The organism is Paenibacillus sp. 1_12 (assembly GCF_900114475.1).
Taxonomy (GTDB): Bacteria; Bacillota; Bacilli; order Paenibacillales; family NBRC-103111; genus Paenibacillus_S.
Genome location: NZ_FOTE01000005.1, coordinates 248,425 through 260,094, shown reverse-complemented (window position 1 = coordinate 260,094; position 11,670 = coordinate 248,425). Strand labels below are relative to the sequence as shown.

The 11,670-nt window shown below is 44.4% G+C and carries 10 protein-coding genes; 7 read left to right on the top strand and 3 right to left on the bottom strand.

Going from position 1 to position 11,670, the window contains the following annotated elements; genetic code table 11:
- Nucleotides 1–46 precede the first annotated feature (46 nt).
- The gene (locus BM210_RS13830; protein ID WP_091169037.1) at nucleotides 47–961 is read left to right on the top strand and encodes an aminoglycoside phosphotransferase family protein; all 915 of its coding nucleotides are present in this window, start codon (nucleotides 47–49) and stop codon (nucleotides 959–961) included.
- 171 nt (nucleotides 962–1,132) lie between these two features.
- The gene (locus tag BM210_RS13825; protein WP_091169035.1) at nucleotides 1,133–2,293 is read left to right on the top strand and encodes a DUF2087 domain-containing protein; all 1,161 of its coding nucleotides are present in this window, start codon (nucleotides 1,133–1,135) and stop codon (nucleotides 2,291–2,293) included.
- A gap of 81 nt (nucleotides 2,294–2,374) precedes the next feature.
- Here the strand turns inward: BM210_RS13825 and BM210_RS13820 are convergent, their stop codons facing one another.
- On the bottom strand, nucleotides 2,375–3,097 hold the full coding sequence (locus tag BM210_RS13820; protein ID WP_256223594.1) for a class I SAM-dependent methyltransferase: 723 nt from the start codon (nucleotides 3,095–3,097) through the stop codon (nucleotides 2,375–2,377).
- A 244-nt stretch (nucleotides 3,098–3,341) separates the two neighbouring features.
- Between BM210_RS13820 and efeO the strand changes: the two genes are divergently transcribed.
- The 4 genes from efeO (at nucleotide 3,342) to BM210_RS13800 (ending at nucleotide 8,594) form a co-directional block, all read left to right on the top strand.
- Nucleotides 3,342–4,196 (top strand): iron uptake system protein EfeO, encoded by an 855-nt coding sequence (gene efeO / locus BM210_RS13815; RefSeq protein ID WP_091169029.1) that lies wholly within the window; start codon nucleotides 3,342–3,344, stop codon nucleotides 4,194–4,196.
- Nucleotides 4,197–4,200: 4 nt separating this feature from the next.
- On the top strand, nucleotides 4,201–5,517 hold the full coding sequence (efeB, locus tag BM210_RS13810) for an iron uptake transporter deferrochelatase/peroxidase subunit (protein WP_091169026.1): 1,317 nt from the start codon (nucleotides 4,201–4,203) through the stop codon (nucleotides 5,515–5,517).
- A 21-nt stretch (nucleotides 5,518–5,538) separates the two neighbouring features.
- The gene (locus BM210_RS13805; RefSeq protein ID WP_091169024.1) at nucleotides 5,539–7,323 is read left to right on the top strand and encodes an FTR1 family iron permease; all 1,785 of its coding nucleotides are present in this window, start codon (nucleotides 5,539–5,541) and stop codon (nucleotides 7,321–7,323) included.
- A gap of 155 nt (nucleotides 7,324–7,478) precedes the next feature.
- On the top strand, nucleotides 7,479–8,594 hold the full coding sequence (locus BM210_RS13800; RefSeq protein WP_091169020.1) for an aminopeptidase: 1,116 nt from the start codon (nucleotides 7,479–7,481) through the stop codon (nucleotides 8,592–8,594).
- 149 nt (nucleotides 8,595–8,743) lie between these two features.
- Here BM210_RS13800 and BM210_RS13795 read toward each other — a convergent pair whose 3' ends face one another.
- Nucleotides 8,744–9,262 (bottom strand): PadR family transcriptional regulator, encoded by a 519-nt coding sequence (locus BM210_RS13795; RefSeq protein WP_091169018.1) that lies wholly within the window; start codon nucleotides 9,260–9,262, stop codon nucleotides 8,744–8,746.
- A 120-nt stretch (nucleotides 9,263–9,382) separates the two neighbouring features.
- Nucleotides 9,383–10,243 carry an AraC family transcriptional regulator gene (locus BM210_RS13790; protein WP_091169016.1) on the bottom strand — a complete coding sequence of 287 codons (861 nt, stop codon included), beginning with the start codon at nucleotides 10,241–10,243 and terminating at the stop codon, nucleotides 9,383–9,385.
- 136 nt (nucleotides 10,244–10,379) lie between these two features.
- On the opposite strand from BM210_RS13790, the gene BM210_RS13785 reads away from it, so the two are divergent.
- Nucleotides 10,380–11,666 carry a Gfo/Idh/MocA family oxidoreductase gene (locus BM210_RS13785; protein WP_091169014.1) on the top strand — a complete coding sequence of 429 codons (1,287 nt, stop codon included), beginning with the start codon at nucleotides 10,380–10,382 and terminating at the stop codon, nucleotides 11,664–11,666.
- Nucleotides 11,667–11,670: the final 4 nt, after the last annotated feature.

Sequence of the window (11,670 nt, the reverse complement as noted above, 5' to 3'; positions counted from 1 at the left end):
TGAATATACTTGATCAAGGATAAACTGTACGTTTAGGAGTGTTGAGATGGATCTGGCTGCTGTTCACCGACATATAGCTTCTCTTCGACATATCAAAAAGCTGCAAATGATCGAAAAAGGGTTCTCTTTTGATGGTAAATACTTTCTCTATGTGGACGAATCTGTACCCGTGTATGTGCTGCGTACGGCTCCGATAACACAAAGCGAGAAGAAAATGCGTGAGTTTGAAGTTGTTCAACGAGTATATAATCAAGAGGTTACAACCTCCGAGCCTGTAGAATTCGGCACTATTGTAGAGCTAGACTTGTGCTATATGGTGCTGCGATATGTGGAAGGCGAGGATGCAGCCGATCTGCTGCCAGCGTTAACGTCTGATCAACAATATCAGATAGGAGTTGAGGCGGGTCGCCAATTGCTGCTCATGCATCAACTGGATGCACCAACGAGTCTGGGATCGTGGGATACAAGACGGACTGCCAAGCATTACAGGCAGCTTACTGCATACCAGGGCTGCGGGGTCAAGATTGATCATGAAGCGAGAGTAATCCGGTTTGTGGAGGCTAATCTTAAGTACCTGGCAGACCGCCCGAACCAGTTCCAGCACGATGATTTTCATCCGAGCAATCTGCTTATCCACAATAGTAAATATTCCGGAGTGATAGACTTTAACCGTTATGACTGGGGAGATCCTTACCATGATTTTATGAAAGTTGCTTATTTCAGCCGTCAAGTGAGCATACCATTCTCCGTCGGACAAATTCATGGTTATTTTAATGAGGAAATTCCAGAGCGCTTTTGGCAGCTGTACGCTCTATATACGGCTCTGACGCTGTTTCCTAACATTACGTGGACGCTTCAGGTTGTACCGGATCGCCTGGAATCCATGCAGGAGCGCAATCGTATCGTAATGGAGGATCACTCCGGTTTTGACAAACTGATGCCTTCCTGGTATACGTCTTGATCAACTAAAACAGAGCCACAGTATATAGCCGTTATCATGTACGCGTATTCTCCACACTTGGAGATGAAGTACAAGGTAAAGGCTTCTTTGTATGATCAAATAATTGACAATAAACAAACTATATATTAATATATCTATATATTTATAAACAAATTGAGGTGTCGTCTATATATGTTTGAGTCTGAATTACTGTGGAGGGTTCCTTTGGAGGAGCTGAAGCAAGGCTATACGTTAGATGAAAGTACAGATTCATTCATTTGTCTAATTTGTGGTGACCAGTTTGAAAAAGGGATTATCTATAAAGCTGATGAGCTTTATTATGAAGCTGAAAAATTCACAAACCTGCACATTGCTAACGAGCATGGCTCGATGTTTCATTATTTGATTGGGTTAAATAAGAAGCTAACCGGTTTAAGTGACCTGCAAAAAAACTTGCTGCAGCTGTTTTACGATGGACATAGCGATAACGAGATTGTCAGCAAGCTGGATGGGGGCAGCGCTTCAACCATACGTAATCACCGCTTCGCTCTGCGCGAAAAGGAGAAGCAGGCTCGATTGTTTGTTGCCATTATGGATTTACTGGAAAAAAGGAGCGGCTCTAGTTCCAAGAAAAGCGAGCGCACATCCAAGCAGCATTCAGGAGCAGTTCACCGTCCAATTGCCGTACGTGATCATAGCTTCGCTATAGCTGACGAAGAGTATAAGGATACTATCCTTAAGTATTTTACAGAAGGTCTTGATGGACCGATAACCAGCTTTCCAAGCAAGGAAAAGAAGAAATTTATCATATTGCAGCATCTGATTTCAAGATTTAAGGCAGGCAGGCGGTACACAGAAAAAGAAGTGAACATGCTATTGGAGCAGGCGTATCCGGACTATGTGACTTTGCGCCGCTATATGATTGAGTATGAATTGATGGACAGAGAACCTGATGGCAGTGCTTATTGGGTAAAGGAGGGAATTTCAACGATGTCAAAGGAAAAAAGAAAAGAATTATTGCTTGCTTATAAAGAAACGAAACGTCCGATGGGTATTTATCAGATTCGGAATACGGAAAATGATAAAATATATATTGGCAGCAGCCGCAATCTGGACGGTCGATGGAATCGCCATCAGTTCGAGCTGAGCATGGGTATGGAGCGTAATAAAGCTTTCGAAAAAGAATGGGAAAAGATGGGAAAAGAAGAGTTCGTATTTGAAACTTTGGAGCTGTTGGAAGAGCGGCCGGAAGGCTATCAGGATATCGACCATGAGCTTGAAACGATGCTAGCCAAATGGATCGAGAAGCTGCAGCCTTTTGATGAACGCGGATATAACCTTCCCAAAAATTAAACAATGCCTCGGTTCGCTTGGAGATTCATTCACAAGCACCGGGGCATTGTTGATTATACAAACATCCTCATCCTTGTTTGTTTAAGGTTTACGAACTGCAAAAGTGAGACTATCCGCCTTGAGCAGCACGGGCTTATCATCGCGATCAATTGCCAATTCCAATGACTCATCAGAAATGTGAAGCTCCTTCCAGCCCTCGTAATGCTTGCGTAACAGCTTTAATGCTTTTTCCATGTCCAGATTGACCTCAAAGAGAGCTTCCCGCGGCTTAAGAGTCTTGGCATCGAATTCTTCAATATTTGTGTTCATAATGATACAGTTAATTCCCCCGCTCTTGGTGCCTTGAACCATGGAATCCAAAACTTTTTTTAGCATATGAACGGATTTACAATGCTCGAGGCTGGAGGCGGCAATGATATAATCATATTTTCCTTCAGGTATTTGGTATTCGCTGATGTCGGCCTGTTCGGTATAAATCACATCCTGTACCTGATACTGCTTACTATAGTGGTTCAGCTTTTGAAGCGCTGTTTCCAGCAGATCCACACAGATAACACGACCATCGCCAGCCATGACCTTTTGTGCCAAAGGAATGCTGTTCCTCCCTACGCCACAGCCCAAATCCAAAATACTCATAGGCTGCCCAATGTTTACCTGATCGGCAAGGTCCAATATGATAGTGACCGGTTCATCCAGCCAGGTGCCTTCCTCGTAAAGCTTATGATCTTCGAAATACTGTTCGTGGTATTCTTTTTCTTCCTTGCGAATTTTTTGTAATTGTGCGGTATCGCTGCTATTCATCATAAGTGCCTCCCTTTGTATTCATTTCATAATACAGGTGCAGCTATTCAACCTCTAAGATAGCTTTACCCCAAAACCTGCATTGTCAATAATGGAATTTTTAAAAGAGTTCCTTAAATTGTAATAATTGGCATTGAAATTACGGAAAAGGTCTATTGATAATTATTCTCAACTATGATATTTTCTATTGAGATCAATTCTCAACGGAACTAGTTTTCATCATTAATTATAGGGAGTGTCCTTTCTTATGCAGACTCGTAATGTCATTACAGCAGCAGTTCTTTGCTCATCACTTTTATTTTCAGGTTGCAGCTTCAATTCTAACGATGCTCAATCTACAGCCAAATCAGAAATCGGAAAACCTGGAAGTGAGAGTGTAGAATTAAAAAAAGAGGTAGAGCAATACCGTAAATACGTTATTGAACAGTCAGATGCCTTTGTAAAAGCAACTACTGAATTTGTAACAGCGGTAAAAGCTGGGGATTTGAAGAAGAGTCAAGAGCTTTATGCGCCAGCGCGGATGTTTTATGAGCGCATTGAGCCAATAGCTGAATCTTTCGGCGACTTGGACCCGAATATTGACGCACGTGAAGGTGACGTGGATGAGAAAGATTGGAAAGGCTATCACCGCATTGAGAAGAGCCTATGGGTAGATAAGACGACTAAAGGAATGGAAACCATTGCGGACACTCTCTTAAGCGACAGCAAGCTGCTGCGTGCCAAAGTGGAGACCGTTGAGATCGATCCGAGCATTCTGCTAACCGGAGCTGTTGAACTGCTGAATGAAGTATCTTCAACAAAAGTAACCGGTGAGGAAGAAAGGTATTCCCGTACGGATTTGTATGATTTTGCTGCAAATGTAGAAGGTGCCGCGAAAATATTCGAGCTGCTAAAGCCGGAGCTTCAGAAGAAGGATGCTGATTTGGCCAAAACGATCGAGAGCCGCTTTACCGCTCTGACAACTGAACTTTCCTCATACAAGAAGAATGGCGGATATGTGCTGTATGATGAGTTGAAGCCGGAGCAAACGAAAAAACTCAGTCAAGCTGTAGATTCATTAGCTGAACCGTTATCCAATATGGGTAAAAAGCTGGGTGCTTAAAGATATGGACGATATACCTAAAAAGCAAGTGGCCACAGATGGAAGCGCGGAATTAGAAAAGAAGGGTACCCCGATTTCCAGACGGGATATGCTGAAGATGGCTGGAGCAGGGGGAATGGGTCTACTCATAGGATCGCTCGGTATTGGGGGCGTATTAGCTGGAACTCAAATGGGGTTCAAATCGTTAAGTGGGACCCCTAACGCAGCAAGTGACCGTATCCCTTTCTATGGCACGAACCAGGCAGGGATACTTACGCCTTCTCAAAATTTCCTTTGTTTTGCTTCATATGATTTAAGCACGGCAAGTCTAAGCGAAGTTGTAGAACTGTTCAAAGCGTGGACATCTGCCTCTGCGCTGATGTGTTCGGGGGAACCTGTCGGAACAGAGAACACGAATCCGAAACATCCACCTGCCGATACAGGGGAGGCTGTTGGCTTAAGTCCATCCAAAACAACAATTACGTTTGGAGTGAGCCCTTCTTTTTTTGATGCCCGATTTGGATTATCATCTAAAAAGCCTGATGGGCTGACAGATTTACCGCGATTTAAAGGAGATAATCTTCGAAAAGAATGGTGTGGTGGAGATATCGGCGTGCAGGTCTGTTCCGACGACCTTCAGGTCGCTTTTCATGCTATTCGTAATCTTACACGTATTGCCAGAGGTAAAGCGGTGCTGCGTTGGACGCAAGAGGGATTCCAAAGAACAGGAGCAGCCGGCAGCCCGAATGAGACTCCGAGAAACTTACTTGGCTTCAAAGACGGGACTGGCAATCCGGATGTAACGAATAGTGAATTAATGAACGATCTCATTTGGACGCAATCTTCTGATGGTCCCAACTGGATGGCGGGTGGCAGTTATATGGCGGTGAGACGCATCCGTATGCGCATCGAAGTATGGGATCGATCTACGCTTGGAGATCAGGAAGCTACTTTCGGTCGTTATCGGGATTCTGGGGCCCCACTTGGAAGGAAGAATGAATTTGATTCTCTACCATTGGATGCCAAGGGATCAGATGGACAGCCTCTCATACCTATGACCTCTCATGTCAGACTGGCGAACTCGGATGGGAAAGAAAAAATCCTGCGTCGCTCATATTCTTATTCCAGTGGTATTGACCATCAAACAGGTCAGTTGGATGCTGGACTTTTTTTTATTAGCTACCAGCGGGACCTCGCTAAGCAATTTATCCCTATTCAGCAGCGATTGGCCATGCAGGATAAATTGAACGAATATATCTCACACGTCGGCAGTGCTGTTTTTGCTTGCTTTACTGGAGTCCGGGAGCATGGGTATCTGGGGCAAGCACTGCTCGAAGGATAAATTCGGAGAGGGAGGACAGGAATGAGCAAGGTTCAAGGATTATTAACGGGGAAAGTCGTCTTTCTGTTCATGACAGTATCACTCTTATTGTTGCTTGCGTTAGGTGGGCGAGGCTTCGCAGCGGCTGTGGATGATTCTGCAATAAAGGAGCTTCTTCCTTTAACAGGAGGAGCTTTAGTTCACGCCGGTCAGAAGGATTGGAAACAAGCTGCTGGAGAACTCGAAGAGCTGCAAGTAAAGTGGAAAGCGTTAAACCCGCCTGATTCCGAGCTTACTCGTAATGTGAATGATGCCTTGGCAGTAGCCAAGCAGGCGCTTGGAGAGGCTGAGGGCAAGCCTGACCCTGCTTATCAGGCCTTTTCAAAACTAACTAAAGCGACAGAAGCCTATGTGACTTCTCAAGAGAGTAGTGGAAATAAGGGGGATGGCAAATCAACAGCCAAATCACTGCTGCCCATACTCCAGCAAAGCTTGGATGCCCTGCAGCACAATCAACTGCAAAAGGCACAAAGTGAATATAAACGGTTTAACAACCAATGGCTCAAGGTAGAGAATGTCATTCGTTCTGATCAAGCAGCAGTTTACAGCGATATTGAAACCCAATCGAGTCTGACTCGAATTTCACTACAGGCTGAACCGCCTCGGTTGGAAGCAGCTATTGCAAGTATGACTGAATTAGCAAAGACGATAGAGGATTATTCGAACGGGAAAGTAGCTCCAACTAGAACCGAGACCAGTTCGCGCTCCGTTGCAGATGCTCAGCAGCTGCTTAATCAAGCACAGGAGGCCATACATGGAGGACAGTATCCTGCTGCTGGTGAGAAGATGCAAGCTTTTATTCGATTATGGCCTTCTGTGGAAGGAGCAGTGCTTACGCGTTCTCCTGAAACCTATACCCGAATCGAAAATCAAATGGCTGAGGCTTCAGGCTACTTGTTGTCAGTTCCACCGAAAGGAGATCAGGCTTCATCCGTTATTGCTACCATGGTGCAAGAGCTGGAACCCTATATGGTTACATCGGCATACACAGCTTGGGATGCAGCCTTGATCTTGCTGCGGGAAGGTGTAGAAGCTTTACTGGTATTGGCAGCCTTGATTGCTTTTCTGAACCGTTCAGGCAATCACGACAAAACCAAATGGGTATGGGGAGGCGCTGCAACAGGTCTTCTCTTGAGTGGGGTATTAGCGGTAGTCCTCACCTATGCTCTTGCCAGCGTATCGGCCGGTACAACTCGTGAAATGATAGAAGGGTATACGGGTTTATTATCCGTCCTTATGATGTTGACAGTCGGAGCTTGGCTTCATGGGAAATCAAAAGTGCAAGCTTGGAACCAATATATACATCAAAGGATGGGAATGGCGCTTGCGAAAGGTAATTTATGGTCGTTGTTTCTCGTAGCGGGTCTGGCTATTCTGAGAGAAGGAGCAGAAACGACTATCTTTTATATCGGAATCGCGCCTTCTATTGAACCTTTACAGCTTATCACAGGTATCGGTGGCGCATTAATTGTTTTGATCGTACTCGGAATAATAGTCATTAAAGGAAGCGTAAAACTACCGATTCGTCCATTTTTTCTGGTTGCCACACTGCTTATTTATTACCTGGTATTTAAATTTCTGGGTCAAAGCATCCATTCGTTGCAGGTGGCAGGGCAGTTGTCGGCACACTCATCATCCGTTCTTCCAACCTGGACCTGGCTTGGCCTGTATCCGACTTGGGAAACAACATGTACACAATTGTTTATATTGCTGGTCGTAGCACTACAAATGATACGAACGGAATTGAAAAAGAAAAGTGCCGCTTGAAATCGAATTGCTCGCGGATATATATTCGGTTATAATCCAAGATGCCTTGCCGTTAAGCAGCAGGCATCTTAGATATGGTTGTTGGAAAGTTGATGTTTGGCTGAAAATTGGTTACATTAGTTAGAAATAGGTACATAATGAGGAGAGATGCTGGAATGAGAGATCCGCGACTGAAAATCTTTGCTAACAATTTAATTCGGTATTCCGTGAATTTGCAGCCGGGTGAACATATACTGATTGAAATGATCGGAGTGAAAGACCAGGAGTTAACCAAATGTTTGATTGAGGAAGTGTACGCGGCTGGCGGGCATCCTTTTATCGAGCTTCGTGACCCTGCGGTAACCCGGAGCTTAATGCTGGGTGGTACCAAAGAGCAATATCATACACTGCGAGATCTGGAGCTTGCCAGAATGAAACGCATGCAGGCTTATTTGGCGATACGAAGCGGTGACAATATCACAGAAACATCGGATGTACCTGAGGAAAAAATGAAGCTGTATGTTCAGGAGTATCAGCGTCCAGTCGTCGAGCAGCGCGTCAATCATACCAAATGGTGTGTAATGCGCTACCCTAACGCATCAATGGCTCAGTTGTCTAATACGAGTACCGAAGCTTTCGAGGACTTTTACTTCCAGGTGTGTAATCTGGATTATAGCAAAATGGCAATAGCCATGGAGTCGCTCGTTTCGTTGATGAACCGCACGGATAAGGTGCGTTTGGTCGCACAAGGAACCGATTTGAGCTTTTCCATTAAAGATATTCCTGCTATCCCCTGCGCAGGTACTCACAACATCCCGGATGGTGAAGTATTCACAGCGCCAGTCAAAAATTCGGTAAATGGCGTCATCACTTATAACGCGCCTACGATTTATACAGGTACGTCCTTTGAAAACGTCATGCTGCGCTTTGAGAATGGCAAGATTGTTGAAGCAACTAGCAACAATACGAAACGGTTGAACGAAATTTTGGATACGGATGAGGGCGCGCGTTATATTGGAGAGTTTGCAATTGGGGTGAACCCGTACATTAAGCAGCCGATGAAGGATATTTTGTTCGATGAGAAGATCGATGGCAGCATCCATTTTACACCGGGTAATGCTTATGAGGATGCAGACAACACGAACCGTTCCTCTGTTCACTGGGATATGGTATTGATTCAGCGTCCGGAATTCGGTGGCGGTGAAATTTACTTTGACGATGTGCTCATTCGTAAGGATGGTCGATTTGTCATTCCAGAGCTGGAACAGCTGAATCCAGAAAATCTGGTATAAGTATAAACGTACACAAAGAAACCTTTACTTTTTGTAAATGCCATTTACAAAGGAAAGGTTTTTTTTGTACTACCTTATATATGCTCATCTATCGGCAGCAACCATCTAGCTGAAATGTAGTCTTTGTTATAAAATAAGGTGCTGCATATTCAGATGCTGCTGTTCATTTCAAAAATAAGCTTGGATAACCATGCCTTTTCGCATTCAAGTAAAGTAATTCGATGTTGAATCGATAAATCGATTCCAGTTCGATGCCCATGCTGTGGAACAGAAGCTAGGCTTTTTATGAGAAGATCAACTTTTTGCAGCTTAAGCTCAATCAGCTCGACAGCTTCTGCTGTACTCAGATGATCAATAAACATAAACCCGATATCACCGGAAGGGGTTACATTGTCTAAGCTTGATAAGGTCATCCTCAGCAGCAGCTTGAACTGTTCATTACCGTTTGGCGTGATCGTATAGATTTGCCGTGGAGGCCGATTGCCCTCTTGCTCTATGGTAACATCGACATAACCGTTCTGATTCAACCGTTTCAGTATGGAGTAGGCTGTCGCCTTTTTCATGTCAGATACTCGACCCAAATTGTTTTCAATAAATTCATTGATTTTATAACCATGCTGGCTCTGCGTCATTAACAATCCCAAAACCAGCAATTCGCGCTCGTCCATCCTAAAGCCACCTCTTTGAGTTCATTCATCTATATAAACAATTAGTTATATGTGACTATATAACAGTCATTTTACCACAAATCATGATGATTAAGAAGGAAGCGCCTCTCTGAATTCGATTTATCCATTCCATTTACGATACTGAAGCGGAGATAGACCGCATAACGACTTGAATATTCGGCCAAAATGCGTGCTGCTCTCAAACCCGACCTTCTCGGTTATACCTGTGACCGAATAACGAGTCGTTTTTAGCAGCTTTTGTGCTTCCTGCACGCGCAGCTGATTGACATACTCTATGACAGTGAAGCCCGTCACTTCTTTATATATACGGCACAAGTAATAAGAAGAAATGTGAAAATGCTCGGCAAGTGCTTTCAAGCTGAGCGGCTCACGAAAATGCTCATTAATATATTTAACGATATCGGACACCTTGCGGTGAAGTGTGGTTGGATGCTCGGCAGGCAGGCTTGTACGCCCGGTTTGCTCGGCATGACGATACAAGAGCAGCAGCAGCTCGCTTAGCAGCAGCTTGTTATAACCTGCGGCTCCTGGCTCTGCAAGCTTTTGCTCGCGCATCATTTTTTCTATAATAGACTCCACGATGGAAAGCTCTCTTGGATTCGGATGGATGACGGGCTGTTCATCAAAGAGTCGCAGCAGGTCAGGTACAATTTCCTGATGAATCCCATTAATAAAGTCTTCACGGAAATTAATCAAAATCCGCTCATGGTTAGGGAACTCGGCCTGCATCGTTTTATGCAGCACATTGGGCTGTATGAGAACGATATCTCCCTTTCGAACGTGGTAAGAGCGGTCTTTAATAAAATAATACCGTTCCCCAGAGCGCAGATAATAAATTTCGTAGGAATTATGGGCATGATTTTGGGGCATGGTATAAGGTCCGATACGAATATTATGATCCAGATAAAAAAGGTCTTTTTCTGTATGAATGAATGGTTTTTGATTGTTAGAAACGGTCATTGTGAAGGCAACCCACTTTCTTAACTGGTGTAATAGCAATATAAGTGGAAAAAATGAAATGTAAGCAATTTTCGTGCTGTTTTCATGTATTTATTGCGCTATACTCACAATAGCACAGACAAGGGAGGAAATACAGATGACAGCACGTAAAAGATATGCGCTTGTCGGTACTGGTGGGCGCGCCGCTTTTTTCTACACAGCCATTGTTGAGGATTTTAAAGAAACATCTGATCTCGTCGCTTTTTGCGATGTAAATCAAACCCGTATGGATTATGCTAATGCAAAAATTGCACCTTTTGGTGTAGGTCCACTGCCAACATACAAATCAGAGGATTTTGAACGTATGATTAAAGAAGTGAAGCCGGATATCGTTATCGTAACAACGGTTGACCGTACTCACCATACTTATATTATCCGCGCTATGGAGCTTGGCTGTGACGTTATTTCAGAAAAACCGATGACAGTTGACGAAGAAAAATGTCAGGAGATTTTGGATGCAGTTAAGAGAACAGGCCAAAACCTGCGTGTAACTTTTAACTACCGCTACTCACCGCACAACACGAAGATTCGCGAGTTGATCGTGGACGGTGCTATTGGCGACGTAACGAGTGTTCATTTTGAGTGGATGCTGAATACGAAGCATGGAGCTGACTATTTCCGTCGTTGGCACCGTGACAAGCGTAACAGCGGTGGCTTGCTCGTTCACAAGTCCACACACCATTTCGATCTAGTTAACTTCTGGCTTGGCACACAGCCTGCTACCGTATTTGCACTGGGCGATCTGATGTTCTATGGTCGTGAAAATGCCGAGAAGCGTGGAGTTACCGAGTTCTACTCACGTTCACATGGCAGCGAACATGCAAAGAATGATCCCTTTGCACTTCACATGCAAGAGAATGAGCAGCTGAAGGCTATGTACCTCGATGCGGAAAAAGAAGATGGATATTTCCGTGACCAAAGCGTGTTTGGTGATGGTATCAATATTGAAGACACTATGGGCGTTATGGTTAAATATCGCAGCAATGCAATTTTAACTTATAACCTGTTTGCTTACTCCCCTTGGGAAGGCTTCCGTGTTAACTTTAACGGTACGAAAGGCCGGATCGAGATGGAGGTTGTTGAAGCTTCCTATGTAAATTCTGGCGGCGATCAAGCTCTGGAAGGTGCGGTTAAAGGTAAGAAAATCACCGTTTATCCGATGTTTGATGCACCTTATGAAATTCATGTGGCAGAAAGCAAGGGCGGACATGGCGGCGGCGACCCTGTGCTGCTTAACGATCTGTTCGGTAAACCGGATTATGATCGCTTCAACCGTGCAGCTTCGCATGTAGACGGTGCGATGTCAATCCTGACGGGTATTGCAGGTAATCGTTCGATCAAGACAGGACTACCGGTTAAGGTTTCCGAGCTGGTACAGTTTTAAGGAT